Genomic DNA, 25,318 nt, shown 5'->3' on the forward strand with positions numbered 1-25,318 from the left:
AACCACTCCTTAAAATGCTGTATCTGGAATAGTGTTTGCAGAATGCCCCAAATTATTGCATACAAAAAAGCTCCTGCCATCCTGGCAGAAGCTTTTCCGCTATATCGTTTTTTTCATTGTACGGTGGGGAATCCCGGCATCCATGAATTCTTCCGAGATTACCTGATAGCCGAGCTTTTCATAAAAAGGGATAGCCTGCGTCTGGGCATTTAATTTTAAGGCAGGCAAGCCTTGTTTCTTAGCATGCTCTTCGATTTTATCCATTATTGCTTTTCCTGAGCCGCTCTGACGGTTCTCCTTCAGAACGCATATTCTTTCCACTTTGCCATTGCCGTCAACAGTGCGAAATCTTCCGGCACCTGCAGGCATGCCATTATTATATAGTACAAAATGGACTGCTTCGTCTTCGAACTGATCGATTTCCTCTTCTTCAGGAACATTTTGCTCGTTGATAAAAACTTGTTTCCTTACTGAGAAGGCATCGTGCAATTCTTGTTCAGATGAGACTATTCTTACTTCCACTTTTCACTATTCCTTTCCTAGCCTGAATGTTTCATAAACGGTCCATGAGCCGTTTTCCAGCTGATATAGAAGATGAAAACGATCCACAACCTCTTCGTGATTAACAGGCTGCATTCTTAAGCTCCCATATACATCGGAATGTTCATCATTGGAGAGTTTTTGTCCGATGGTAATATGGGGAACAAAATTATATTCAGGTGTATCGCCGCTAATATGATCATTCAGTTCAATATGTAACTCTTCGAGCTGGGCTGAAGGCTCAATTTTAAAATAAATGACATTGTTGACAGGCTGGAAAGAGCTGATTTTTGTAGCATTTATATGAAATGGCTCGTGTTTCTTCGCTATTCCATGAAGTGTTTCCGTCAGCTGTTTTATTTCTTCTTCAGATGCTTCAAAGCGTGATCTTAATGTTACATGCGGAGGAATTAAAGCATAATGCGGATCATACCGCTTTCTATAAGAATTGGCCAAATCCTGCAATTTTTTTGACGGGAAAATAACTATGCCGTAATTAGTGTTCATACAACAACCTCCATGTTCAGTATTTTTTATAACTGGCAGGCTAAAATGAAATGAAAAACACTTGGTTGGTCTATTATAGCAAATTTTCTAAATTCAATATATAATTATACCTTTTTTCATAATAAAAAACAGTATGTCAAGATAATCTTTTTATAGCGAATGAATAGGTCTTTTTACACATCAAAGTTAAAACATAGACTTTAGCGCCCTTTTTAAATCAGGCTGCCAGTAGGTCCATGTATGATTTCCATCAAATTCATCATAGAAGTAAGGGAATTGTTTCTGCTTAAATAAACTGGAAAGCTCCCGATTTGGAGTAAGAAAATCTTTCTCTTCACCCCCTGTGGTCTTTACAGATGATTCGCCTTTCCCGATAACGTGATAAATATTAAGAAGGTGGGCCTGCGTAAATTCCTGCACTGCCTCTGTAACGGAGGTGTCAACATAAGGTGATTGAAGAATTAACCTCCCAAAAGTATTAGGGTATTGCAGGGCCGCCATTAATGAAACAGTTGCCGCAAGTGAGTCTCCCATAAGGGCACGTCCCATCCCCATTTGATAAGTAGGGAATTCTCGGTCAAGATATGGAACCAGCTCGTGTGCAAGGAAACGAATATAAGCATTATGCTGTTCGCCGTCCGGATGATATTTCTTCCATCTGTCTTTGACGTTTTTATAAGGGACACCAACAATGATGATATTTTCAATTTCTTTATCTTTTAGTAATTCATCCGCGATGCGCCCGACTCTGCCAAGCTGGAAGTAATCTTTGCCATCCTGGGCTATGACAACAGTGTATTTATATAAAGGTGAGAAGGATGCGGGCAAATAAATGAGCAGCTCGACCTCTTCACCCAGTTCCTTGCTCTCGATTGCAATATCTTGTATTGATCCTCTAGGGTAATCCATCATTTTTTGTTCCTCCGTTTAGTTCTGTTATGTTATGTAAGAGTTTACAATGAGATTTTATCATATATATATAGGAATTGCTTTTTCCTTGCATTCTCATTCATGGGTCATGCCGCTTTATTTTGGATAAAATTAACAAATGGGGTGAATCAGTTGCAAAAAGACAATTAACAGCAATTTTAAAAGCAAGGAGGGATCATTTGACAATTCAGATAAGGTTTATGTTAGTATATAATTGATAAAATCTAATCTTTATAAGGGGGAAATAGGATGAAAAAGAGAAGTATATTCCTAGCCACAGCTCTGCTGTTAGCGCTTTCTATGGTTCTTGCAGCCTGCGGAGGCGGAAAAGATGAAGGCGGCGGCGATGGAGAAGGCGGCGGCGCAGACAAGCCTAAATTCATGAGCATCGTGACTGGTGGAACAGGCGGTACATACTATCCGCTGGGCGGATCATTCGCTGAGATTATTTCTGATGCTACAGGCATTGATACAAATGCTGAAGTTTCAGGTGCATCTGCAGAGAACATGAACACACTGAAAGATGGCAATGCTGAGATTGCTTTCTCTCAAACAGATATTGCTTCATATGCACAAGAAGGAAAATTAATGTTTGAAGGTGCAGCAGTGGATAATGTGAGTGCGATCGGCACGCTTTATCCGGAAACGATCCAGATCGTTACTACTGCAAAATCTGGCATTAAATCTGTTGAAGACTTAAAAGGCAAAAAAGTTTCAATAGGAGCTCCTGGTTCAGGAACTGCTGCGAATGCAGAACAGATTCTTGAAGTGCACGGAATCAAATTGGATGACATTCAAAAGCAGGATCTTTCTTTTGATGAGTCAACTGCCGGAATACAGGATGGCAATATTGATGCAGCATTCGTTACAGCAGGAACTCCAACAGGTGCTGTTGAAGGACTTTCTGCAACTGAAGATGTTGTGATCGTTCCGATTGAACAGGATAAAATCGATGCATTAATCGAAAAATATCCTTACTATGTACAGGATGAAGTGCCATCTGGAACATATAAGCTTGCAGAAGCTGTGCCAACAGTAGCAGTACAGGCAATGCTTGTTGTTTCTAATGACCTTTCAGACGATGTAGTTTACGATGTTACAAAAGCAATCTTTGAGAACCTTGACAAAGTTACACATGCCAAAGGAAAAATGATTAAGGCTGAAAATGCTGTCAAAGGTACTGGCATTGAACTGCACCCTGGTGCTAAAAAGTACTTTGACGAAAAAGGCTTTAAAGCTGAATAATCTTTCAATAACATAATCCAATGATGAAATTTGGCCGGCTGTAAAACCTTTTAAGGTGATTGCGCCGGTCAATTAATTTTTAATTGAAATGGCAACCAATTGTAAAAGATGACAATATTTTTTAGGTGGAGGTTCCATGAACTTTAATAAGCCAGGGAATAAAAAAGCGGTCCTGGCACTCCTCGTAATCTTAACCATCGCAATCATGTTCTTCATACCCATTAAGCAGGCAGTTGTTTTTGAGTATCAAAACAAAGGAAAGGTGATTGCTTATTTCCTGATTAAAGAGGACAGAACCTTTAAGATAAAGTATACACATTCCATCCACCTTACAGATGTTGTAGAAAGCTATACTATAACCGAGGATGGAAGGATTAAATTGTTTGAACTCATGTATGAGGATTTTGCCATCGGCATGCCTGAGAATGCTTCAGATGGAGAAACATTTGAACAAAAGGACGGCAAATATTATATTAAGAATATGAAAAGGTTTTTTCCTTCATTTGACTTAAGGCTGGGTAAGGTCAGAGCGAATCACAGAATGATCTTGCAAGGCGAAGAATATGTCCTTACAGACTATATCGAACCTGGCACATGGGTACGGATAAAGGCAAAAAAAATAAACTTATTCGAGGTGTTGAAAGGAGTGAATATCCTTGGAAAATAAAGGGGAAACATTATCACTTGAGGAGCAGCAGAAATTGCTGGAAAAATACGATCCAGAGGCTGGTACAAGGAAATTAGGAGGAGTATTAGGCTGGATCGTCTTTTTTGGGCTTTTAGCATTTTCACTGTTCCATTTATATACAGGGGTTTTCGGGATGCTTACAGCCCAGCTGCAGCGTTCGATTCATTTAGGTTTTGCATTAGCCCTAATATTTCTATTATTCCCTGCAAGGAAGAAAGACAGGGGACGAAAGCATAAAGTTGCCTGGTACGATATCATTTTAGCTATACTGGGTATTGCGGTAGGAGCTTATTGGCCGCTTTTTATTGATGAAATTGTCATGAGGGCTGGCCGTCTGACCGAGATTGATTTTTATGTAGGACTAATTGCAGTTCTTCTGGTACTGGAAGCGACCAGGCGAGCGGTTGGACTTCCAATAACCATTATTGCCGTCATTTTTCTTGCCTATGCTATGTTCGGGCCATATATGCCGGCATTTTTGGCGCACCGCGGTCTTGATTTAGAAAGATTGGTGCAGACCATGTTCTTTACGACCGAGGGAATCCTAGGTACTCCATTAGGCGTATCTGCTACGTTTATATTCCTATTCTTGTTATTTGGTTCATTCCTTGTAAAAACGGGTGTAGGGCAGTATTTTAATGATTTGGCTGTATCCATCGCCGGAAAGAGAACTGGCGGACCGGCGAAGGTTGCCATTTTCTCAAGTGCTCTACAGGGAACAATCAGCGGTAGTTCTGTAGCTAACGTAGTAACTTCAGGCTCTTTTACCATCCCAATGATGAAAAAGCTGGGCTACAAGAAAGAATTCGCCGGCGCAGTTGAAGCGACTGCATCAACCGGCGGCCAGATTATGCCTCCAATCATGGGTGCTGCTGCATTCCTGATGGTTGAGTTTATTGGCGGCGGCATTACATACTGGGATATTGCCAAGGCAGCTGCTATTCCAGCCCTTCTATATTTTGCCGGGGTCTGGATAATGACTCACTTCGAAGCAAAACGTGTAGGACTTAGAGGGCTGAAAGATGAAGAGATGCCTAACCGTAAGGAAGTATTGAAGAAGATTTATCTGCTGCTGCCGATTTTGGCAGTTATCATCCTGCTAATGAGCGGAATGAGTGTAATACGTGCAGCTCTTTGGTCAATTGTAATTACGGTTGCAGTAAGTATGATTAGCAAGGAAACGCGCATTGGATTCAGAGATGCTATCGATGCTTTAGTTGATGGTGCACGCACGGCTTTGGGCGTTGCTGCAGCAACTGCTGCGGCAGGTATTATTGTTGGGGTAGTTGTAAAGACAGGTCTTGGATTAAAGATGGCGAATGGCCTCCTTGATCTTTCGGGCGGACTGTTGATCCCGACTTTGATGCTGACAATGGTTGCAGCGATTATCCTTGGAATGGGATCACCAACAACTGCAAACTATGTTATTACATCAACTATAGCTGCCCCAGCAATCATCCTTCTGGGCGTACCTGATTTATCTGCTCACTTATTTGTGTTCTACTTCGGTATTGTGGCAGATGTCACACCTCCAGTTGCTCTTGCAGCATTTGCGGCGGCTGGTGTATCCGGCGGAGATCCGATAAAGACGGGAGTAACAGCTTCAAAGCTTGCCATAGGGGCTTTTATTATTCCATACATGTTTGTCCTTTCACCGGAATTATTGATGATTGATACAACCTGGTATTATTTAATCTGGGTAGTATTCACCGCTTTGGCAGGTATGATGGCAATCGGCGCTGGGGTAATTGGCTACTGGCTGCGTAAATTGAATATTTTTGAAAGACTGCTGGGAATTGCAGGGGGACTATTGCTTATCTACCCTGAAGGGGTTACTGATATTGTAGGATTAGTTATTTTTATCCTGTTGATTGCATTGCAGGTCTTCATTAAAAAAGACGATCAGGCAAAGCCGCAAACAGCATAATAATTAAAGAAGGAAGGATGCTCACATATGAGATCCTTCCTTTTTGCTTCTGCAGCTTATAGCCTGTCAGGATCCCTGATCGCTATGGCCGATTGAAAGGGTGGCATTAACAAAATCATCTTCGCTGCTGGTTAATAACACAGAGAATGTACCGGGTTCATCTCCTTCATATACTTCATCACTGAGGGTTTCTTTTAATAGTTCGCTTTTATATTCAATGATTTCACGCTCATTGTTATCTTCTTTAAATCTGTTAACCTCTTCAGCATCTTTCGGAATGCGTTTTTCGATAAAAGCAAGAACCTCTTCATTACTCATATCTTTTTCCATATCTTCAAATTGCAGCTCAACATTTACTGCCCGATGCGTTTGAAACTCTACCAGCATACTGTCTCCATTGAAGCGGGCAATTTCATTATTATTTTTATTTTCCCCATAAGCCTTTGTGAAAAGATCCCGTGTGTCTCCTAAACCAACTTCTTCAGTGATCTTTTTGTTATCTCCCGGAGCTTCCTCTGTTTTCGCCCGCTGTTCTTCCGTAGAAGGATTATTCTTGTCTTCATCCTCTACAATTTGCTCTTCATTCGGATTACAGCCTGCCAGTATAAGGATTGCTGAAAACAAAGCAGCAATCAATGAGTAGCTTTTCATAAAATCCTTCCTTTCTTTAGCTTAAATTATTTAAGGGCCAAATCCCGGTTAGAGAGTATATACCCGAATGAGGACCAGATAATCGGGGAAAGAAAGGAGCATAATAAAAAGCCGTACTTCCATGTGAAATACAGGCTTTGATGAATAAAATGAAATATTTTGAAAGAAGGCTCCTTTTAGCTGATCTGGCGAGCTTTCTTTTCGGGCAAAATGGACATGATATGGTTCAAGTTGAAAATGCGCATTTGTTTTCTATATAAACAATAGGCTAAAATCGTGCTGCCTCGAAGTTCTTTTATTAATATTTTTCTTTGTGTAAATGAATTGCGTTTGGAGAGATAAATGATTTCCACAGGCTTTCTCTCTTCCATAGCTCGATAAAGAATTCCTTTCATAGAGAAATCCCCCCTTACTTTTATTTACATTATACACGAACGCGTGTTCCTTATCAAGTAGGGTGCGAAAATTTGTTCGTATAAAAAAGACTTCACAAGTGAAGTCTTTTAAATAATCTTTAAACCCTTATTTTTCAAGTGATTAAGCAAAACAGTGCCGTATTGTATGGCATAGCCTAAAAAGACGGCAACGAACAATGTGCCTAATCCAACTGGACCGCCTAAAATAAGGCCAATGGCCAATGCCAATAATTCATTAATTATACGTGCGGTCTTAATGCTGATATTTAGCCTTTTGGCAGTTGCGATCATTAATCCATCAATTGGGCCGCTGAATAATTGCGGACGGATATATATAGATACCCCGAAGCCCAGAAATGAGACACCTGTGATGAAGGCAAGGATCTGAAGGGAAAAGCTTGTAACTGTGATGCCGCTGAAAACAAGCTCCATCCAAAAATCGATCCCCACACTCGCTAAAATGGTTCCAATAAATGATTTAAACTGGGGCTTTTCCCAGGTCAGCAGAGCATTGAAGAATATAAGGGATGCTGTTACCAGAAATGACCATGTTCCGATTGTCAGACCGAACTTATTAAAAAGGCCAACATAAACAGTGTCCCAGGCACCTGCACCGAGATTGGATAAGATAATTAATGAGACACCGAGAGTGAGAATAAAATAACCTGCAATTATTTGAATGAATGTTGTGTGTTTAATCATGTTGTATCCTCCCCAATAAATATTACCGTAATTAAATAAATTCTCAAGGGAAAGAAAAGGAAGAAACTTATTGAGTATTCATAAGCCAGTATGGGGAATAGCACTTTTATTAATACTCTAACACATAAAAACAGCTCCCAAATGGGAACTGTTTTAAAGATACTTATACCTTAATATCAATTTTTGCACTTTTCTTCAATTCTTCTACATGCTTAACCAGCATATCCTGCTGTTTTTGCTGTTCGAGCTGCTGCTTGATCTGAGGCTTTACTTCCTCCAATTTAGGCGGCTCCTGTCCTTCAGCACCACCCTGGCTGGCATATTCATCATAGAATTTCTGAATTTCAGCATCTGTAACTTCCCCTGGTTTAATCTCGCCATTAATATATTTCGTATATTTAATATTGTTGGCAATTTCCTTCTCTAATGAGTCAGGGTTAAGGCCAGCCTGTTTCATTGCTGTTTCGAATTCCTTGTCGTCCTTGAATTGTCCTTTTGTTTCTTCCAGCTGCTTTTTGACTTCTTCATCAGAAGCTTTGTAGCCTTTTTTGTCTGCCTCTTGGAGAAGAAGTGTCTGGCCGACTAGACTGTCGAGTGTCTGCTCCTTGATTTTATCTGCAGCATCTTTGGTAGTAGGGTCTTGTCCCATTTGCTGATACATCATTTGTGATGAAGTAAGCACGCTGTTATACTCGCGGCCAAGGATTTCCTGGTCATTAACGATTGCAACAGTCTTTTCTTCATCAAGCTTTTGTTTGTCCATTTTCTTTTGCATTTCTTCCATTTGCTTCTGTTGGTCCTGCTGGTCGGTTTCAGCTGTTTTCGCTTCCTCTTTTTTATCTGCACTCTTGCTTTCATCATCAGCTCCACAAGCAGCTAAAACGGCAGATATTAATACTAGTAAAAAGGGATACATTAGTTTTTTCATTAATATTTCTCCTTCCGTAACCCTGTATGATTTGATTCAGCTAACAAAAGAATCATATAGAGGGCATTATAAAGCATATACTCTTAAAAAGATACCTTTAAGGCATAAATGCAGAATTTGTAATGGGAATGTAATCTAGTTTCCAAGCTGATAACCTTATAGTTTATGGATGAAATATAGGTATTGACTTTTATGTTAGAAAGAAGTATATTTTATATTGTCCCCAATACAGGGAATATCATAACGATTCCGTAGCTCAGCTGGGAGAGCGCTACCTTGACAGGGTAGAGGTCGCTGGTTCGAACCCAGTCGGAATCATCAGTTAAAAGCCTAGAGCCTCAATGGTTCTAGGCTTTTTCTATATTCTTAAAAATATAGAGTAAACCCCAATTGTTGACGGAATTTTTAAATGCTATTTTTATGCCGTTTAAAAAGTGAGTCTAATTTGTTAGCTGCTCCCTGTTCTGCAGTTTGTAAAAAATGTCCATATTTATCCATGGTTATACGGATATTTGAATGACCAAGTCTCTTTGAAATGATTTTTGCGTGAACACCCTGATTTATTAATAGGGTTGCTGATGTGTGTCGCAGATCATGTAACCTGATAAATCGGACACCAGCCCGGTCAGTAAATCGTTTCTACCAGGTAGTAGGGGTAGTGGGATAATAGTGTTTTCCGTTCTCATTGCAAAAGACAAATTCATGCTCATGTTCAATCCACAAATCTCTCATACGCATTTCTTTTTTCCAGTGTATAAGAAATTTTTTTAGCTCTTCGATCACCATAGGTGACAAAGAAATAACGAAACTATAAATATTAAAAGGGCTGGAATAAAAGTGAATAAAGTATTTTCTCCAATGCATATCCATTCTTCCTTATTTCGTTAGTTAGTTTACGGTAGATATTTTGAAAAGTTTCAATTAATTACAGTTGTTTACATTTGACCCAATTTGCCATCAGGTAAGTTTCCATCACTTATTTTTTATTTAGATATCGGTGTAGTTCAAAACCGGTTCCTAAGAGGGTGGTGACCATAGCAATGAAGAATAGCACTTCTGTAGTTGAACTGGCTGTCCAAACATCTATAAAATGCATAAATGTTAATATGGTAAAACAAGATGCACTAAAAATATTTAAATAGAGTTGAGTTGTATTTGACAATTAGAAATCACCTCAATTAGGGAGTAGTTATCTCGAATTATAACATTTTTTAGGAATTGTAATATCATCTGAAGTTAATAACAAACAGAAAATAAGAAAAGTTAAATTGGGTGCAAAAAAAAAGGAAAGCTTTAAAAGCTTATCCCCGATACTTCCCTATCTATTAATGAGGGTAATTCTAAAATAGGTTTTAATTTAGGACTTCCTTTATAAGGTAGCATATCAATACTTCCTATTTTAGTAGCAACATCATACTCTCCAATTATAGTGTCTAATAATATAAAGGCTGCGTTTTCCCACTCTTCAAAATCAGAATCGTAACCTTTGAGATATAGAACAATGTCTAACGTGTCACCATTTTTTCGGTAAGTGAAAAATACATCATCAGGCCCTAAACTAATATCCTCGTACTCGATAGTCGAAATATCATCAACATCACTTTTGGGGCGAAAAGCAATTATTTTAAAGCCGTCAAGTTTCGGTGCTTTTTCAACTAGGTCAATGACATCTGTAAAGGCAGACAGGATACCATCAGCGCTTATAATAAACTCTCTCTTTCCATCGATTAAATCAGCACTAAATTCAAAAGCTATATCCTCATTTATCTTAGATAACTGTTTATCTAGTTTGTAGAACAATGAATTTAACTTTTCTTCTTTCAACTGATAATAGTCTTGTGAATTCTTTTCAAACCAAATCCAGAATTCAGCAGCTGTAAAGTTTTTTCCAAAGAGTTTTTTGAACATAACGTTCCATCCTTTATAGTTAATTTAGATAATTATACTTAATCGAGAGCTAGTAGGAAATAATAAATTGAAACATATGATAAAGATCTAGATTTGCGTTCTTTCCAACAGGAAAAGGTAAGCACTTCCCGAACTATATTAATAGGAGTTAATGCTATTTATAGGGGGGAAGAGATATGACCGAGAAAAAAACAAGCTATTTATTGTTTTGTTCTGAATGTGGTGTGCCTCGGCCAATCCCGCAATACATCATGGAAACTTACTTTATCAAAGGGGTTGACGGAGTATATTGCAGTAACTGTGGAAATAAGTCAATTATTCCAGGATACCTGAAAAAAATAAAAAATGATTTGTAAATACAAAAAAGCCAGGACTCCTCCTGACCTACCTACATCAAATTATAACATTGGAGGGGTGCTGAACTGCACAGGACCTCAATACTTGGGGATCAGTTTTTAATTTGTTGACGGAGTATTTTCTAATCCGTATGTTTTACTGCTAATAATGGTGAGTGTGTGGAATGCCTTATATGATCCTACAACAAGGGGAATCGAGGATAGCTAACAAGCTAAACATTATCAATGGCCAAAATAAGCTGCCCTTTAGAGGGTGGCTTTTCTTATGCAGTGAAAGGAGTGATTGTCATGTAGAAGGAAGGACAGCAGTACCGACAGTCACTATTGCTTCCGTGACTGTTTGCCACTTTGACAGGGTAGAGGTCGCTGGTTCGAACCCAGTCGGAATCATACTTAAAGTGTCTGGCTGCCGATAGCCAGGCACTTTTTTTGTTTACAGGGGGTTGCTTTTAAAGTGGGAACCCCTGCAATGTTTTAACGAAACAGTGATAGGGAATCGTTAAAATATAAAAATTCACAAAATAATTTTTATTAAAAATCTATGCTATAATTTCATTGTGAAATTACAAGAGTTAGGGGATATTTCTATGTTGAAAGATCTGTTTATCGGCCTTTCCCAAAACGAATTTCTGAATAGCGCTGCAAAGAAATATGGGTTGAAATTGGGAGCGCAGAGTGTAGTTGCGGGAACAAATTTAGATGAAGCAATTCAAAGCATAAAAGAGCTTAACGCTCATGGCATCTCTTGTACTGTCGATAACCTCGGGGAATTTGTATATAAAAAAGAAGAGGCGGCAGAAGCGAAGAAACAAATAATTGAAGTGATAGAAGCCATTCATGAAAATCAGGTGGATGCACATATATCTTTAAAGCCTTCCCAATTAGGCCTGGATATCGACTTCTCTTTCTGTCTTGAAAATGTTAGGGAGATAGTAGAGAGAGCAAGCCATTATGGTATTTTTGTGAATATGGATATGGAAGACTCTAAGCGTTTGCAGCCTTCCTTTGATATACTGGATGAATTATCTAAAGAATATAATAACATAGGTACAGTTATTCAAGCCTATTTCCTGAGTGCTGAAGAAGATTTAATGAAATATAAGGATTTCCGCTTGCGAATTGTAAAAGGGGCTTATAAGGAGCCTGAGGAAATTGCTTATCAGGACAAAAGTGACATCGATGCTAACTTTATAAAATTAATAGAATGGCATTTGCTGAATGGCAAATTTACATCTATTGCAACACATGACCATAAAGTAATTAATCATATAAAAGATTTTGTAAGGGCTAACAATATCCCTAAAGAGAAATTTGAATTTCAAATGCTTTATGGCTTCCGCAAGGATATGCAGCTGAAGCTTGCTGGTGAAGGCTATAATTTCTGTACCTATGTACCTTTTGGGAATGACTGGTACGGCTACTTCATGAGGCGTCTGGCTGAAAGGCCGCAGAATTTAAACCTTGTTGCCAAGCAGGTATTTACTAAGAAAACCAATACTGTGATTGGTGTGGCCGCAGGAGCTTTCCTATTAGGCAGATTGACAAAGAAACGGAAGAAATAATACTGCGAAAGTCTCCCTGTTTTATTTAAGCAGGGAGGCTTTTTTGTCTTAAAAGGGTACGGTATACCGGCTATAAAACTTGTGATAAAGGAAATGAAAGAGCTGTATGCTTGTAATGAAATCTACATATCAGTCATCAAGGAGGATGAGCCGGCTATTCGTGTTTATGAGAAAGTTGGTTTCGAACCAACAGGTGAGCTCTTTCAGGCCTTCCATCCTAAGCCCATCTACAAGCTAAAAGTGTAAAAAGAGTCCCTGACAGAGTTGTCAGGGACTTTTGCCTATATTTCAATTTCAACGCCATAATGATCTGAAATGATGGGTTTGTGTATGCCGTTAAAAATAACCCGAGAATATTTCGGCTGTATAGGCTGAGCCGAAAGAATTAAATCAATCCGCATATCATGTTTATTGTTCTCCCAGCCGGCAATCTTTCCTCTAACAGTAACACCAGAATCCTTCCTGGAAGCTAATTCATAAGTGTCGTAGAGCCCATTGCCTGTCAGAAAGTCATAACCTTCATTGCGGACATAAGCGGAGCTGTTGAAATCTCCCATTAAAATGGCGGATTCATCCTTTGGGACTTGTGAAAGTAGAGATTCAACCTGGAATTTATAGGACTCTTCTTGATCGTGCCACCAGCCGAGATGACAAGAATAGAAGGAGATGGGCTTATCTTGATGAAGTAATTTAATACCAACTATTTTCCGTGTCTTCCAGTGTTTCTGGTCTCGGTTTTTTGTAATGAAAAATGATTGATCTTCTTTTATTTCATGCCTTGTTATGATTGCAAGACCTTCTTCATATATATCGTAGCCAATATGTGAAAAATCCCATTTAAAAACGTAATCTTTCACACCTATTTTTCTCAATTCTTCAATTAACAACAGTGCATAATTATCTTCTCTGATATGGCCGTCTATCAAAGGGGCTTTGATATGCTGGCTGACTTCCTGCAGAGCGATGACATCATAGAGGTTCTCTTTAATTGCCTCAGCAAGAATTTTTATTTTTTCCAGCTGCTGATCCTCCTGCCATGAGTGGCAGTTTAGAGTTAATAATTTCATTGTTAAGCTCCCAGCAAGTCCTGTATATCAGATTTAAGGACATCTGCTTTGGGCCCATAAATTGCCTGAACGCCTTTGTCCTTAACGAGAAGACCTAAAGCTCCATTCTTCTTCCAGTCCTGTTCACCAGCAACTGATGAAGTGTCCTTTACAGTGACACGCAAGCGGGTCATGCAGGCATCAACATCTTCAATATTTTCTTTTCCGCCTAATAATTCAATTAACACTGGGGCTAGTGAATTCTTATTGACTGAAGTATCCGATGATGCAGCGGTATTTTCTTCTTCAATATAGTTTCCATTACGTCCCGGTGTAGGGAAGTTGAATTTTCGGATCATAAAATTGGCAACACCAAAGTTTAACCCGAAGAATATTAGACAGGCAATTACAAAGTTTACAAGATCCAGCCATAAGCCAGCTTTTAAAATCATTGGTGTTCTTGTAATCAATTCAATGATGCCGAAAGAATGGACACGGATATTTATAATATCAACAATTGCAAAGGCCAGACCTGTCATAACTGCATACACGATATAAAGAAGAGGAGCAGCAAACATGAACATAAATTCGATTGGTTCAGTTACTCCAGTCAGGAATACTGCCAAACCAGCAGATAAGAACATCGATTTGTATTTCTTCTTTTTTTCATGATCTACATTGCGGTACATTGCAAGCGCAATTCCCAGCAGGGCAGCAGCGGATAGAATCATTTGGCCTACCTTGAAACGGGCAGGAGTAACATCATTCAGCAGCTGCTTGTAGCTTTCTGTATCTCCTGCAGTCAAAAAGTTATTTAAGTCAGCAATCCATGCAAGCCATAGCGGATCTTGTCCAGCCACCGTTGAACCTGCATTAGAGCCTGTCAGGATTTTGTAAGTTCCGCCAAGCTCCGTGTAATTAATTGGGACAGTCAGCATATGATGCAATCCAAATGGAAGAAGCAATCGTTCCAGTGCACCAAAAACAAATGGAGCAATAACAGGCGCCGTATTTCGTGATGTAGCAATCCATTGTCCGAAATCATTTAATAATCCTTGAATAAATGGCCACACAATCGATAAGACCAACGCAGCTGCAACAGAGCCGACAATTACAGTGAAGGGAACAAAGCGCTTTCCATTGAAAAAGGAAAGTGAATTTGGCAATTTATCATAGTTATAATACTTGTTAAATAAATTGGCTCCAAGAAAACCTGAGATAATTCCGACGAATACTCCCATATTCAATGCTGGTGCGCCTAAAACAGAAGTGAAATAGTCCGGGACAATAAGGTCTTGTCCAAACAGGGATTTTACCGCAGCCTCAGGATTACCTAACATGTCGGACTTTACTCCGAATATAGCGCCTGTGATTCTATTAATCAGAATGAAAGCAATGAGAGCTGCAAACGCTCCGCCTGCACGTTCCTTAGCCCAGGAACCGCCAATTGCAACTGCGAATAAGATATGAAGATTTGTAATGATGGCCCATCCGATATCCTCCAGCACTCGTGCAATCGCTTGCACAAATGCGATGTCAGTCCCCGTCATGCCAACAAGCTTTCCAAGTGAAATCATAATACCTGCAGCTGGCATTACGGCCACTACAACAAGTAATGCTTTCCCAAACTTTTGCCAGAAATCAAAAGAAAATAGTTTTTTCATCGTTCTTCTCTCCCTTATTGTATGGGCTTTCATTAAATGGTCTAAAAAAGTATTTTCATAATTTGACGAAAAAAATTTCGATATATGAATGAATTTATTCCGTGAAAATACTATTTAGCTTTATTATTATCTTAAAATAACACGGGTAGAAAAATGATGCAACCGTTTGCGTAAAAAATCATTCGAAGTTTTAGAAGGAGATAATAGGAAAGATTCTTAAAACAATCGTTCCTTTAATATTATTTTATAAGAGGAAATGGGGAGCAATTATCAAAATGCAGAAAACGGACATTTATATGCCCGTTTTCCAGTGTTATTAAAATGGATAGTGCCTATCTTTAGTTTGTATCGACACCCATTTGGTGACGGTAAATTCCTCAACAACCCATGGGTTTCCAAACCTTCCTAATCCACTAGCCTTATTTCCTCCAAATGGAATATGGGGTGCGTCATTTACAGTTTGATCATTCACATGCGTCATTCCACTATCAATTTTTAGAGCTAATTCTTCTCCTCGAGCTAAATCGCTTGTAAAAATAGCGGAGCTTAAACCATATTCTGTATCATTGGCCATATTAATAGCATGTTCGTCTGAATCAGCTTTAATAATGGTGGCAATTGGGGCAAATAATTCAGTCTGTGCCAGTTTACTGGAATTATCCACATCAGTAAAAACAAAAGGTGTAATAACATTGCCAATCCGCTGGCCTTCTAAAGCGAGTGTCGCGCCTTCCTGCTTTGCTGTTTCAATATACTGAATAGCCTTCTCCAATTGGCGTTCGTTGATAAGAGGACCTATAACAGTATTAGGGTCGCTTGGATCTCCATATGGCAGGGACTTCGCTCGGTCTATAAATTTTTCTGTAAAATCATTGTATATGTCTTTATGGACGATGATCCGGTTTACAATCATACATATTTGGCCCTGGTGGATGAACTTGCCGAATATTGCAGCATTCACTGCCTGATCGACATTCGCGTCTGAAAGGACAATCAGCGGGCTGTTACCTCCCAGCTCCAAAGCAACTCTTTTTAAATTTCGGCCAGCAATAGCTCCGATTTGACGGCCTACAGCAGAGGAACCAGTAAAACTTATTAGTTTTGAATGCGGATTAGTCAGCATGCTGTCTCCGATTTCATTAATATCAGTTAAGACGATGTTAAGAACACCTTTCGGAAGCCCCGCGTGTTCAAAAGCTTTGGCTATAATCGAACCGCCAGAAAGGGCAACTTGAACATCTGGCTTATGAACAACACTATTCCCTAGAGCGATGGCAGGTGCAATAGTTCTCATTGAGAGATTCAATGGAAAGTTAAACGGAGAAATTGAGGCAATGACCCCTAGTGGTAAGCGATGGATGTGGTTAAGCTTTTCATCTGATCCTGCAACTTCTCTTACCTTATTAACTTCATCAGCGTAGTTAATAGCTTCTTCAAGGAACTCGATGGCAAGATGCAATTCAATATTGCTCTTTAGTATAGTACTGCCAGTTTCTCTTTGAATAATTGCCGTAATTTCTTCTCGGTTTTCTTTTAAATAGGCAGCCGCCTTTGAAAGGACCTCTCTTCTTTCCTCAACAGTAGAGGCAGCCCATTTTTTTTGGGCACGGCTGGCAATTTCGAACGTTTCAGCCAGCTGACCTTTTGTCGCCAGCTTCACAGTGGTGACGACACTGTGGTCATAAGGATTCAAAATTTCATAGATTCTCCCGCTTTTTCCTTCAGTCCATACTCCGTTAATAAAGCTTTTACTAATCTCTTCACTGATGAGGCTGTTTGCAATACTTTGTGATTGCTGCATTTCATTACCCCCTCCTTAATAATGGCAACGCTTACACGTTTCTACGCACTTAGTATAACAGCATGGATTTTTTTAAAGAATAGCAAAGTTGCGCTATATGAAAATCATTGAAAAATTATTAACCGGGTTAAATGGAATTTTTGATAGGTTCCAGTAAAGATGACGCCCCTTTGGTGTTCTTATAAATTGGAGGGGTTTCACATAAGTCAAAAGGGTAATCTGATCCAGGAACAACTCTATTCTCTCCAACTGTTTTTACCAAGAAATCCAATCCAGCAGGGTTCCACAAAACTGTATCAAACCAAAATCGTTTTATATATTGGGATGGAGGCGCATCCAAGTTTGAGGATACCTGATTCCATTGTTCATAGCCTTTATCAAGCCGTCCAATCTGGTAAGGAAGGAAACCTCCGCCATGAGCAAATAAAATCTTAACATCTGGAAAGTTATCAATCATCCCGCTAAGTAAGATATCTGTTGCACAAACGGTAGTTTCCCAAGGAACCCCAATTAAATTTGGCATCATTTTTGTTTTGAGGCGAGGATCTTCACTTAAAAGCGGGTGAATGAAAAGAATGGCTTTCATCCTGTTTGCCGTTTCAAAAAATGGTTTGAAATATTCATCCGAAAGCATTCTTTCTGATAGACCAGGTCCAATAATTGCCCCTTTAAGCCCTAGGTTAATGGCTCTTTCCAATTCATCAGCAGCCATTTCAGGGTTGTTCAATGGCAAGGTTGCAAGAGCAGCTGTTTTTTCTGGTGCTGAGGATGCCAAATTAGCTAATGATTGATTATATACAAGAGATATTTCTGCTGTAATTTCTTGAGGAAAGTCATACATAAATAGCTGAGGAATGGGTGATATCAAAGAGTGAGTTACCCCGGCATTAAATTGTTTTTTGTTAAATAAATCAAAGTGATAAAATTCTGGTTTTAATTCAAAGCCCCATTTATTATTGACTATTAAAAATTCATCTTTCTCAGGTGATTTTTTAATCCACTCCGCTTTTACTGCAGTTTGATTCTCTTTCACCCAGTCAAGTACCTCCGGTGGAATAAAGTGTGTATGAAAATCGAACATATAAAATTACTCCTCTCGTTTTTATTAATCTACTATTTCCAATATCCCATTCTGCTGGATATTTCATCGGCAGCAATTATGACCCTTTTTGAATAGTTCTTAATCTTGCTCTGCTGGATTCTTTGTTTTGGACCTACAATCGCTAAAGCGGCAATGACTCTGCCCTTATAATCATAGATTGGTGCTGCAATGGAATTTACCCCTTCAAGATACTCCTCATTGCTCCAGGAATACCCTTGTTCTCTAATTTGCAATAAATGAGATTTAAGCTTCTCGGGGTCAGTAATCGTCGTTTTAGTATGTTGTTCAAGGCCTTTATTGAGAACTGCATTAAAAACATCTTCTTTTGCATGGGCAAGCAGTGCCTTCCCTGAGCTTGTACAGTAGAGGGGATTTCTTCTGCCGACATGTGTCAGGAATCTCACAGGGTGATTGCATTCAACCTTTTGCAAATAAATGACTTCATTGTTATCTAAAACCGAAATATGGGCAGTCTCTCCCAATTCCTGTACGATTTTATTTAAAACAGGCTGGGACTCTCTGTATATATCCATTTGGCTGTTTACAATACCTCCAAGGGAGAGAATGGACAGCCCCAAACGATACTTTTTGCTTTCAGGATCTTTAAAGACGAATCCTTCACTGGCTAATGTAGCCATGGTTCGGCTGACCGTACTTTTATTAAGACCAAGTGATACCGAAATGTCGCTTATTTTTTTTTCTGGTTCGTCCATGGAAAAGCATCTCAATATACGTAATGCATTTTTTACAGATGAAAGGTAACTCTCCTCATTTGTCTTTAAAGCCATTTCAAATCCTCCTTTATGTTGCTATATGTTAAACATGGTTGCTTTATAGTGGAAAATATATCAAAGAAATTTACAAAAGAAAAGTAAATGTTTGAAAAATTTAGAAATTTAGCTATTGTCCTTTCAGGTTTTTGAGGGTTTTTAAAAAGTTTCAAAAATTTACCCCTTGTTGCATATAGAGCAATTGACGTGTTGTGAAGCTCTAAAGTAAGCGTTAACATAAAATTGCGAAAATAAAAAAGTTATTTAGGAGGCTAACATTTTGCAAACAGAAGCTAAAATCAAAGCTATTAATTGTCAGCATTTTATTAACGGACAGTTTGTCGATTCCAAAAATCAAAAAACATTTGAAAATATTAACCCTGCAACCGAAGAAGTTTTGAGTACAGTCGCAGAAGGGGGAAAGGAAGAAGTGGATTATGCTGTTGCAGCAGCAAGAAGAGCATTAAAAGGACCTTGGAAAAGTACGACTCTGCAAGAGCGTTCAAATATCCTTCGCCGAATTGGAGATCTAATTCTTGAAAGACAGGAAGAGCTGGCACACCTTGAATCTTTGGATACGGGAAAACCTTTTTCCCTTGCAAATAGCATTGATATTCCAAGGGCAGCATATAATTTCCATTTTTATGCTGATTATATTACTTCAATCGGAACGGAAGCTTACCAGCAGGATCAGCAGGCACTACATTATGCATACCGCCGTCCAGTAGGTGTTGTTGGTATTATTAAGCCATGGAATCTGCCATTATTATTGCTTACCTGGAAATTAGCACCATGCCTAGGCATGGGCAATACAGCTGTCATTAAGCCGGCAGAGTGGACACCGATGACCGCTACAGTACTAATGGAAATTTGTAAGGAAGCGGGTGTACCTGATGGGGTTGTTAATCTTGTTCACGGCTTTGGACCTAATTCTGCAGGTGGCGCGATCTCCGAACATCCTGATATTGATGCCATTTCATTTATCGGAGAGCCTGGAACAGGTTCAGCGATTATGAAGTCGGCAGCTGATTCACTGAAAAAACTTTCATATGAACTTGGCGGCAAGAATCCTAATATCATTTTTGCTGATGCAGACTTGGATGAAGTAATTGAAACGACAATTAAATCCAGCTTTGTTAATCAAGGGGAAGTTTGCCTGTGCGGATCACGTATATACGTAGAACGACCGATCTATGATGAATTTATCAGCAGGTTTGCTGTAAGGGCTAAAGCACTTAAAGTTGGCCATCCATTGGATGATGATACAAATGTGGGGGCACTGGTCAGCAAAGAACACTATGACAGGGTCATGGGGTATGTTGGAATCGCCAAAAGTGATGGGGGAACCATTGTAACTGGTGGAAAGCGGCCAGAGGGACTTGAAAAAGGATATTATCTTGAGCCTACCATTATTACAGACTTAAGCCGCAATTCCCGCTGTGTCCGTGAAGAAATCTTTGGGCCTGTTGTAACAGTCACCCCATTTGATATGGAGGAAGAAGTAGTTATGCAGGCAAATGATACACACTATGGGTTAAGCGCAACGATTTGGACCAGCAATTTAAAGCGCGCCCACCGTGTTTCCCATCAAATTGAAGCAGGAATTATCTGGGTGAACACTTGGTTCTTGCGTGATTTGAGAACTCCATTCGGAGGGATGAAGAATAGCGGTATTGGAAGAACAGGCGGCATGCACAGCGTTGATTTTTACTCCGAACTATCCAATATAACTATTAAATTGTAGGAAGGAGAGCATGTCATGGGTGCAAATATAAAACAATATGCTGCTCAGCTAGCAGAGGCAGAGTTTTCCCGTATTGGGGTCTTGCCAATCACTTCCGATAGGCCAGAGCTTACTATAGAAGAGGCTTATCAAATTCAACTTGAAAATATTAAGCGCAAAATTGAGGGCGGCCAAAAGATTGTCGGAAAAAAAATTGGTTTAACTTCCCTTGCTATGCAGCGACTGCTGAATGTAGAGGAACCCGACTACGGTCATTTGCTTGATAGCATGGTTGTTGAGAATGGTGGAAAAGTTTCAATCAAGAAGGTTTCTCAGCCTAAAGTGGAGGCGGAAATTGCGTTTGTATTAAAAAAGGAATTAAAGGGGCCAAATGTCACAGCTCTAGATGTAATCCAGGCAACAGATTACGTAATTCCTGCATTAGAGATTGTTGACAGCAGAATCAAAGATTGGAAGATTAAACTACATGACACCATTGCAGATAATGCTTCTTCCGGCTTCTATGTTTTAGGAGGAAAACCAGCGAGGCTTTCAGAGATAGACCTGGAATTAATCGGAATGATATTGACGAAAAATGGGGAGATTTCCAATACAGGTGTTGGTGCGGCAGCATTAGGCAATCCGATCAATTGCGTAGCATGGCTTGCAAATAGATTAGCAGATTTTGATATTTACCTTAAAAAGGGTGAAGTGATCCTATCTGGTGCCCTTTCTGCAGCTGTTGAAGCTCACCCAGGAGATTTCTTTACAGCACGGTTTGCTCATATTGGCCAAGTAAGTGTGCATTTTTAAAAAATCATTGATACCCTCTTCCGGTAAACACCTCCGGGAGAGGGCGGGTATGTTTGATTAGCCTGAAAACAACTTCTTTAATAAAGAAAGGGGAGCGTTATGGAAAAAGTTAAAGTTGCTGTATTGGGTTCCGGTAATATAGGGACAGATCTAATGTTAAAGCTCCATCGTTCTGAAGTGCTTGAACTCACAACAGTTATCGGAATTGACCCTGAGTCTGATGGGTTAAAAAAAGCAAGGGAGCTAGGCTATCAAACATTTGATGATGGAATAAAAGGGTTCCTTGAAAGACCGGAAATGGCAGATATCGTATTTGATGCCACTTCTGCAAAATCACATCTCAGACATGCACAGCTATTGAGAGAAGCCGGGAAGCAGGTTCTAGATTTAACACCGGCAGCAGTTGGCCCCTTTGTAGTACCTCCTGTAAATATTTCGGAGCACCTGGACGCAAATAATATCAACCTAATAACATGCGGCGGACAGGCGACAATACCAATGGTTCATGCCATTAATAGAGTGCAGCCTGTAGAGTATGCAGAAATTGTGGCCACGATTTCTTCGAAAAGTGCAGGTCCCGGTACAAGGGCAAATATCGATGAATTTACACAGACTACTTCCAGAGGAATAGAAAAAATCGGCGGAGCAAAAAAGGGAAAAGCAATTATTATATTAAATCCTGCAGAACCTCCAATTTTAATGAGAGATACCGTTCATGTATTAGTTGAAGGAGAAAAAGTCAAAGAAGAAGAGATTATTGCTTCAATTAATGAAATGGAAAAGCAGGTTCAGTCATATGTTCCAGGTTATCGCTTGAGACAGGAGCCAATTTTTGACGGCAGTAAGGTAACCGTTTTTCTGGAGGTGGAAGGAGCAGGAGATTATTTGCCGAAATACTCCGGAAACCTTGATATCATGACGGCTGCAGCCGTAAAGGTGGCTGAAGAGTGGGCCAAGAATATAATCAACAAGGTAACTGTCTAAGAAAGGAGAGGAGCCGAAAATGACTCTAAACAGAGATATTCTAATAACAGAGGTGGCATTGCGTGACGGGAGCCATGCAGTAGGGCACCAATTTACAGTTGACCAAGTAACACAAGTAGCCCGTGGACTGGATGAAGCAAATGTCCCTTACATAGAAGTGACCCATGGCGACGGTTTGGGCGGTTCTTCTTTACAATATGGCTTATCGCTGACGAATGAAATGGAGTTAATTGAAGCAGCTGCGGCTTCGGTAACAAATTCTAAAATAGCTGTTTTGCTATTGCCTGGAATTGGTACAATGCCGGAGTTAAAAGAAGCTGCCCGTTTAGGCGCAAAGATGGCCAGAATTGCCACCCATGTTACGGAAGCAGATGTTTCACCGCAGCATATTGCATTGGCAAAAGATTTGGGAATGGAAACGGTTGGATTTTTAATGATGTCCCATATGGCGCCAACAGGAAAACTGGTTGAACAGGCAAAGCTGATGGAAAGCTATGGAGCAGATACAGTATATGTAGTTGATTCTGCAGGGGCCTTACTTCCTAATCAAGTGAAAGAGAGAATTCAAGCATTGAAAAATAGCCTATCGGTTAATGTCGGTTTTCACGGACATAACAACCTATCCCTGGCAATGGGGAATACTCTCGCTGCTATTGAAGCAGGGGCTACCAGGATTGACGGAAGCATTCGCTGTCTTGGGGCAGGGGCAGGAAATACCCAGACTGAAGTGCTTGTTGCTGTTTTAGACCGTCTTGGAATTACAACTGGTGTGGATATATATAAAATGATGGATATTGCAGAAAATTTGGTAGCGCCAATTTTACAAAAACCCCAGGAAATAACAAAGGATAGCCTGGTTCTTGGTTATGCAGGTGTCTATTCCAGCTTTCTGCTGCATGCACAGCGAGCCGCAGCAAGATTTGGAATCGATTCACGGGATATATTAATAGAACTTGGAAAGAGAAAAGTTGTTGGAGGCCAGGAAGATATGATTATTGATGTGGCAGCAGAGATATCAAAGAAAAAACTTGGTGCCGGCGTCTGATAAGGAGGAAATTAAATGCCAAATCAAGAATATAAGGAAATTGCTGAATATTTAGTAGCAGCAGAAGTAGAAAAGCGTGAAGTAACTAAGGTTACCGCAGAAATCAAACCTAATCTGACAGTTGAGGAAGGTTACCTTGTCCAACAAGAACTGGTAAATATCAAAATGGCTGAGGGGAAGAGAATAATAGGCCCTAAGATGGGTTTAACCAGTCAGGCAAAGATGAAACAAATGAATGTGGATGAGCCGATTTATGGATATGTATTTGATTATATGCTCATTGAAAATGGCGGGAATTTGTCTTTCCGTGAGTTGATACATCCTAAAGTAGAAGCTGAAATTGCATTTGTGATCGGTGAAGATATTGAAGGACCAGGTGTAACTGGTGCCCAAGTGCTTGCAAAGACAGAATATGTGCTGCCGGCTCTAGAAATTATTGATAGCCGCTATGAGAACTTCAATTTTACCCTCCCAGATGTAATTGCTGATAATGCTTCAACATCCCGTGTCGTATTTGGTACATCATTAAAGAAACCTGAACAATTAGAGCTGGATTTGGTAGGTGCCATTTTATCAATCAACGGTGAAATTAAAGATTTGGGAGCAGGAGCTGCGGTGTTAGGACATCCTGCTAATTCAATTGCCATGCTTGCAAATATGCTTTCAAGAAAAGGCGAAAAAGTGCGAAAAGGGGACGTGATTCTCACTGGGGCACTTACTGGGGCAAGTATGCTGGCAGCAGGCGATTTTGTCAGTGGCAAATTTGATGGTCTTGGTGAGGTGACATTCATAGTAAAAGAGTAAGGAACCAGAGGTGTTTTCCAGTAACTTAAACTTATTATATAGAAGGAAGATGAGAAGATATGCCAATTATCAATGTTCAAATCATTGAAGGGAGACCGAAGGAAAAGGTTGCGGAAGTTATTCAGAATATTACAAATGCGGTTTCGGAAACATTGGATGCACCGAAAGAAACCGTAAGAGTGATTGTGACAGAAATCCCTAAAACCCACTGGGGAAAAGCTGGGAAGCCAATGTCAGAACAATGAAAGCTCATCGTTTAGTTTTCTTTGAGCGTGAAAGAAACTTTTTAAAGGAGGATCAGATGAATGACAATTGAGCTAAGTATGCTCGTACCCCATGTTCCAAGTATTTGCCATGAAGATCAAGTTCCTGACTTCCAGCAGCCAATGGTAAATGCAATGAAGGAAGTGGCCAAGGACATTGAACAAATTAAACCGGATGCAATTGTTCTTGTTTCATGTCACTGGCCGTCGACGTTTTTTCACTATGTTGATGGTACACCAGTTCATAAAGGGATCTTAACAGCGATAGAAGCACCGGACTTAATTAAAGATGTTCCCTACTCGTATCCAGGAGATGAAATGCTGGCGAATGAATTGGTGAGTGCTGGAATAGATGCCGGCCTGCAAGTGCAATGCGTAAATGATCCATATTATGTATGGGATTACGGAAGTGTGGTACCGCTGAGATACCTTGTTCCCAAAGAGGATATACCAGTCATTAACCTTTCGGTTACATTAGCGGCAAGCATTGAGGAAACCTATCAATGGGGACAGGTTATTGCAAAGGTTCTGCGTGAAAGCCAAAAACGGATTGTGTTTGTTTCGAGCGGTGCATTATCTCATAATCTGGTTAGGGGCAGGCATAACAAGCCAACTATCGCAGAACATGCGCTTGATAAACAGTTTGTAGAGTTTGTCATGAATAAAGATTACAAATCTGCTTATCAAATGCTTCCTGAATATGCGAGAATGGCGAAGGTCGAATCGGGTGGACGCCACTTGGCGATGCTTTTCAGCATGCTGGATAATTGTACCCCATCCTATTTGGCTGATGGTCAATCTTCCGGAAGCTGGAATGCTCTTATTACATTTGAAAAAATAAATGTATCATGTAGGGGTATGACCACAGGAAGAGAATATGTTAACTAATAAAATGATATTGATAAATAAGCTGTGTGAATTTAGATTTACACAGCTTATTTGA

26 protein-coding genes, 1 tRNA gene and 1 pseudogene are annotated in these 25,318 nt (G+C 39.8%); 14 read left to right on the forward strand and 14 right to left on the reverse strand.

The window, feature by feature from the left end; translation table 11 throughout:
• Positions 1-99: 99 nt before the first annotated feature.
• The 3 genes from AC0VZ9_RS07850 to AC0VZ9_RS07860 all read right to left on the reverse strand — a co-directional run bounded on the left by AC0VZ9_RS07850 (position 100) and on the right by AC0VZ9_RS07860 (position 1,959).
• The gene (locus AC0VZ9_RS07850; RefSeq protein ID WP_019381504.1) at positions 100-522 is read right to left on the reverse strand and encodes a GNAT family N-acetyltransferase; all 423 of its coding nucleotides are present in this window, start codon (positions 520-522) and stop codon (positions 100-102) included.
• 6 nt (positions 523-528) lie between these two features.
• The gene (locus AC0VZ9_RS07855; RefSeq protein WP_009331171.1) at positions 529-1,047 is read right to left on the reverse strand and encodes a YjcG family protein; all 519 of its coding nucleotides are present in this window, start codon (positions 1,045-1,047) and stop codon (positions 529-531) included.
• Between the two features lie 186 nt (positions 1,048-1,233).
• Positions 1,234-1,959, reverse strand: coding sequence for an alpha/beta hydrolase (locus tag AC0VZ9_RS07860; RefSeq protein ID WP_475397192.1), 726 nt, complete (start codon positions 1,957-1,959; stop codon positions 1,234-1,236).
• Between the two features lie 267 nt (positions 1,960-2,226).
• On the opposite strand from AC0VZ9_RS07860, the gene AC0VZ9_RS07865 reads away from it, so the two are divergent.
• The 3 genes from AC0VZ9_RS07865 to AC0VZ9_RS07875 all read left to right on the forward strand — a co-directional run bounded on the left by AC0VZ9_RS07865 (position 2,227) and on the right by AC0VZ9_RS07875 (position 5,837).
• The gene (locus AC0VZ9_RS07865) at positions 2,227-3,222 is read left to right on the forward strand and encodes a TAXI family TRAP transporter solute-binding subunit (RefSeq protein WP_009331169.1); all 996 of its coding nucleotides are present in this window, start codon (positions 2,227-2,229) and stop codon (positions 3,220-3,222) included.
• A gap of 136 nt (positions 3,223-3,358) precedes the next feature.
• Positions 3,359-3,889, forward strand: coding sequence for a DUF1850 domain-containing protein (locus tag AC0VZ9_RS07870; RefSeq protein WP_009331168.1), 531 nt, complete (start codon positions 3,359-3,361; stop codon positions 3,887-3,889).
• A complete protein-coding gene (locus tag AC0VZ9_RS07875) occupies positions 3,879-5,837 on the forward strand; it encodes a TRAP transporter permease (protein ID WP_019381507.1) in 1,959 nt (652 codons plus the stop codon). Before AC0VZ9_RS07870 ends, AC0VZ9_RS07875 begins: the two co-directional genes overlap by 11 nt.
• A gap of 66 nt (positions 5,838-5,903) precedes the next feature.
• On the opposite strand, the gene AC0VZ9_RS07880 is transcribed toward AC0VZ9_RS07875, so the two are convergent.
• The 4 genes from AC0VZ9_RS07880 to AC0VZ9_RS07895 all read right to left on the reverse strand — a co-directional run bounded on the left by AC0VZ9_RS07880 (position 5,904) and on the right by AC0VZ9_RS07895 (position 8,534).
• Positions 5,904-6,488, reverse strand: coding sequence for a hypothetical protein (locus AC0VZ9_RS07880; RefSeq protein WP_475397193.1), 585 nt, complete (start codon positions 6,486-6,488; stop codon positions 5,904-5,906).
• 176 nt (positions 6,489-6,664) lie between these two features.
• Positions 6,665-6,883 carry a hypothetical protein gene (locus AC0VZ9_RS07885; protein WP_035327332.1) on the reverse strand — a complete coding sequence of 73 codons (219 nt, stop codon included), beginning with the start codon at positions 6,881-6,883 and terminating at the stop codon, positions 6,665-6,667.
• A gap of 108 nt (positions 6,884-6,991) precedes the next feature.
• Positions 6,992-7,606 (reverse strand): YczE/YyaS/YitT family protein, encoded by a 615-nt coding sequence (locus AC0VZ9_RS07890; RefSeq protein ID WP_071156869.1) that lies wholly within the window; start codon positions 7,604-7,606, stop codon positions 6,992-6,994.
• Positions 7,607-7,769: 163 nt separating this feature from the next.
• The gene (locus tag AC0VZ9_RS07895) at positions 7,770-8,534 is read right to left on the reverse strand and encodes a SurA N-terminal domain-containing protein (RefSeq protein ID WP_009331163.1); all 765 of its coding nucleotides are present in this window, start codon (positions 8,532-8,534) and stop codon (positions 7,770-7,772) included.
• 245 nt (positions 8,535-8,779) lie between these two features.
• On the opposite strand from AC0VZ9_RS07895, the gene AC0VZ9_RS07900 reads away from it, so the two are divergent.
• Positions 8,780-8,852, forward strand: a tRNA-Val gene (locus tag AC0VZ9_RS07900).
• 87 nt (positions 8,853-8,939) lie between these two features.
• On the opposite strand, the pseudogene AC0VZ9_RS07905 reads toward AC0VZ9_RS07900, so the two are convergent.
• Positions 8,940-9,152, reverse strand: a pseudogene (locus AC0VZ9_RS07905) (tyrosine-type recombinase/integrase); the annotation flags it as partial.
• A gap of 675 nt (positions 9,153-9,827) precedes the next feature.
• Positions 9,828-10,442, reverse strand: coding sequence for a hypothetical protein (locus AC0VZ9_RS07910; protein ID WP_009331144.1), 615 nt, complete (start codon positions 10,440-10,442; stop codon positions 9,828-9,830).
• Between the two features lie 176 nt (positions 10,443-10,618).
• Between AC0VZ9_RS07910 and AC0VZ9_RS07915 the strand changes: the two genes are divergently transcribed.
• The 3 genes from AC0VZ9_RS07915 (at position 10,619) to AC0VZ9_RS07925 (ending at position 12,606) form a co-directional block, all read left to right on the forward strand.
• On the forward strand, positions 10,619-10,798 hold the full coding sequence (locus tag AC0VZ9_RS07915; RefSeq protein ID WP_009331143.1) for a hypothetical protein: 180 nt from the start codon (positions 10,619-10,621) through the stop codon (positions 10,796-10,798).
• Positions 10,799-11,385: 587 nt separating this feature from the next.
• The gene (locus tag AC0VZ9_RS07920; protein WP_009331142.1) at positions 11,386-12,360 is read left to right on the forward strand and encodes a proline dehydrogenase family protein; all 975 of its coding nucleotides are present in this window, start codon (positions 11,386-11,388) and stop codon (positions 12,358-12,360) included.
• A gap of 63 nt (positions 12,361-12,423) precedes the next feature.
• Positions 12,424-12,606 (forward strand): GNAT family N-acetyltransferase, encoded by a 183-nt coding sequence (locus AC0VZ9_RS07925; RefSeq protein WP_475397498.1) that lies wholly within the window; start codon positions 12,424-12,426, stop codon positions 12,604-12,606.
• Between the two features lie 35 nt (positions 12,607-12,641).
• Here the strand turns inward: AC0VZ9_RS07925 and AC0VZ9_RS07930 are convergent, their stop codons facing one another.
• From AC0VZ9_RS07930 to AC0VZ9_RS07950, 5 genes are all read right to left on the reverse strand, one after another.
• Positions 12,642-13,427 carry an endonuclease/exonuclease/phosphatase family protein gene (locus tag AC0VZ9_RS07930; protein WP_217026903.1) on the reverse strand — a complete coding sequence of 262 codons (786 nt, stop codon included), beginning with the start codon at positions 13,425-13,427 and terminating at the stop codon, positions 12,642-12,644.
• A 2-nt stretch (positions 13,428-13,429) separates the two neighbouring features.
• A complete protein-coding gene (locus AC0VZ9_RS07935) occupies positions 13,430-15,070 on the reverse strand; it encodes a PTS transporter subunit IIBC (protein ID WP_217026901.1) in 1,641 nt (546 codons plus the stop codon).
• Positions 15,071-15,386: 316 nt separating this feature from the next.
• Positions 15,387-16,871 (reverse strand): aldehyde dehydrogenase family protein, encoded by a 1,485-nt coding sequence (locus AC0VZ9_RS07940; RefSeq protein WP_217026899.1) that lies wholly within the window; start codon positions 16,869-16,871, stop codon positions 15,387-15,389.
• A gap of 127 nt (positions 16,872-16,998) precedes the next feature.
• Positions 16,999-17,952 (reverse strand): amidohydrolase family protein, encoded by a 954-nt coding sequence (locus tag AC0VZ9_RS07945; RefSeq protein WP_217026897.1) that lies wholly within the window; start codon positions 17,950-17,952, stop codon positions 16,999-17,001.
• 32 nt (positions 17,953-17,984) lie between these two features.
• Positions 17,985-18,761: an IclR family transcriptional regulator gene (locus tag AC0VZ9_RS07950; protein ID WP_217026895.1), complete on the reverse strand. Its 777-nt coding sequence runs from the start codon at positions 18,759-18,761 to the stop codon at positions 17,985-17,987.
• A gap of 262 nt (positions 18,762-19,023) precedes the next feature.
• Between AC0VZ9_RS07950 and AC0VZ9_RS07955 the strand changes: the two genes are divergently transcribed.
• The 7 genes from AC0VZ9_RS07955 (at position 19,024) to AC0VZ9_RS07985 (ending at position 25,263) form a co-directional block, all read left to right on the forward strand.
• Complete coding sequence (locus AC0VZ9_RS07955; RefSeq protein ID WP_217026893.1) at positions 19,024-20,487, forward strand: aldehyde dehydrogenase; 1,464 nt, start codon at positions 19,024-19,026, stop codon at positions 20,485-20,487.
• A 15-nt stretch (positions 20,488-20,502) separates the two neighbouring features.
• Positions 20,503-21,279, forward strand: coding sequence for a 2-keto-4-pentenoate hydratase (locus tag AC0VZ9_RS07960; protein WP_475397194.1), 777 nt, complete (start codon positions 20,503-20,505; stop codon positions 21,277-21,279).
• Between the two features lie 99 nt (positions 21,280-21,378).
• Entirely contained in the window at positions 21,379-22,263 is an 885-nt protein-coding gene (locus AC0VZ9_RS07965) for an acetaldehyde dehydrogenase (acetylating) (protein WP_217026888.1), read from the forward strand.
• Between the two features lie 19 nt (positions 22,264-22,282).
• A complete protein-coding gene (gene dmpG, locus AC0VZ9_RS07970; protein ID WP_217026886.1) occupies positions 22,283-23,308 on the forward strand; it encodes a 4-hydroxy-2-oxovalerate aldolase in 1,026 nt (341 codons plus the stop codon).
• Positions 23,309-23,323: 15 nt separating this feature from the next.
• Positions 23,324-24,112 (forward strand): 2-keto-4-pentenoate hydratase, encoded by a 789-nt coding sequence (locus tag AC0VZ9_RS07975; protein WP_475397195.1) that lies wholly within the window; start codon positions 23,324-23,326, stop codon positions 24,110-24,112.
• 59 nt (positions 24,113-24,171) lie between these two features.
• The gene (locus AC0VZ9_RS07980) at positions 24,172-24,357 is read left to right on the forward strand and encodes a 4-oxalocrotonate tautomerase (protein WP_217026871.1); all 186 of its coding nucleotides are present in this window, start codon (positions 24,172-24,174) and stop codon (positions 24,355-24,357) included.
• A gap of 60 nt (positions 24,358-24,417) precedes the next feature.
• Entirely contained in the window at positions 24,418-25,263 is an 846-nt protein-coding gene (locus AC0VZ9_RS07985) for a DODA-type extradiol aromatic ring-opening family dioxygenase (RefSeq protein WP_217026868.1), read from the forward strand.
• Positions 25,264-25,318: the final 55 nt, after the last annotated feature.

The sequence above is a fragment of the Cytobacillus sp. QJM3NY_8 genome (assembly GCF_056173585.1).

Coding starts and splice junctions, on each gene's coding strand:
- AC0VZ9_RS07945 (WP_217026897.1), bottom strand. CDS start 17,952: ATGTTCGATTTTCATACACACTTTATTCCACCGGAGGTACTTGACTGG.
- AC0VZ9_RS07930 (WP_217026903.1), bottom strand. CDS start 13,427: ATGAAATTATTAACTCTAAACTGCCACTCATGGCAGGAGGATCAGCAG.
- AC0VZ9_RS07960 (WP_475397194.1), top strand. CDS start 20,503: ATGGGTGCAAATATAAAACAATATGCTGCTCAGCTAGCAGAGGCAGAG.
- AC0VZ9_RS07880 (WP_475397193.1), bottom strand. CDS start 6,488: ATGAAAAGCTACTCATTGATTGCTGCTTTGTTTTCAGCAATCCTTATA.
- AC0VZ9_RS07940 (WP_217026899.1), bottom strand. CDS start 16,871: ATGCAGCAATCACAAAGTATTGCAAACAGCCTCATCAGTGAAGAGATT.
- AC0VZ9_RS07895 (WP_009331163.1), bottom strand. CDS start 8,534: ATGAAAAAACTAATGTATCCCTTTTTACTAGTATTAATATCTGCCGTT.
- AC0VZ9_RS07860 (WP_475397192.1), bottom strand. CDS start 1,959: ATGATGGATTACCCTAGAGGATCAATACAAGATATTGCAATCGAGAGC.
- AC0VZ9_RS07855 (WP_009331171.1), bottom strand. CDS start 1,047: ATGAACACTAATTACGGCATAGTTATTTTCCCGTCAAAAAAATTGCAG.
- AC0VZ9_RS07910 (WP_009331144.1), bottom strand. CDS start 10,442: ATGTTCAAAAAACTCTTTGGAAAAAACTTTACAGCTGCTGAATTCTGG.
- AC0VZ9_RS07950 (WP_217026895.1), bottom strand. CDS start 18,761: ATGGCTTTAAAGACAAATGAGGAGAGTTACCTTTCATCTGTAAAAAAT.
- AC0VZ9_RS07865 (WP_009331169.1), top strand. CDS start 2,227: ATGAAAAAGAGAAGTATATTCCTAGCCACAGCTCTGCTGTTAGCGCTT.
- AC0VZ9_RS07980 (WP_217026871.1), top strand. CDS start 24,172: ATGCCAATTATCAATGTTCAAATCATTGAAGGGAGACCGAAGGAAAAG.
- AC0VZ9_RS07965 (WP_217026888.1), top strand. CDS start 21,379: ATGGAAAAAGTTAAAGTTGCTGTATTGGGTTCCGGTAATATAGGGACA.
- AC0VZ9_RS07920 (WP_009331142.1), top strand. CDS start 11,386: ATGTTGAAAGATCTGTTTATCGGCCTTTCCCAAAACGAATTTCTGAAT.
- AC0VZ9_RS07935 (WP_217026901.1), bottom strand. CDS start 15,070: ATGAAAAAACTATTTTCTTTTGATTTCTGGCAAAAGTTTGGGAAAGCA.
- AC0VZ9_RS07870 (WP_009331168.1), top strand. CDS start 3,359: ATGAACTTTAATAAGCCAGGGAATAAAAAAGCGGTCCTGGCACTCCTC.
- AC0VZ9_RS07915 (WP_009331143.1), top strand. CDS start 10,619: ATGACCGAGAAAAAAACAAGCTATTTATTGTTTTGTTCTGAATGTGGT.
- AC0VZ9_RS07975 (WP_475397195.1), top strand. CDS start 23,324: ATGCCAAATCAAGAATATAAGGAAATTGCTGAATATTTAGTAGCAGCA.
- dmpG (WP_217026886.1), top strand. CDS start 22,283: ATGACTCTAAACAGAGATATTCTAATAACAGAGGTGGCATTGCGTGAC.
- AC0VZ9_RS07885 (WP_035327332.1), bottom strand. CDS start 6,883: ATGAAAGGAATTCTTTATCGAGCTATGGAAGAGAGAAAGCCTGTGGAA.
- AC0VZ9_RS07890 (WP_071156869.1), bottom strand. CDS start 7,606: ATGATTAAACACACAACATTCATTCAAATAATTGCAGGTTATTTTATT.
- AC0VZ9_RS07985 (WP_217026868.1), top strand. CDS start 24,418: ATGACAATTGAGCTAAGTATGCTCGTACCCCATGTTCCAAGTATTTGC.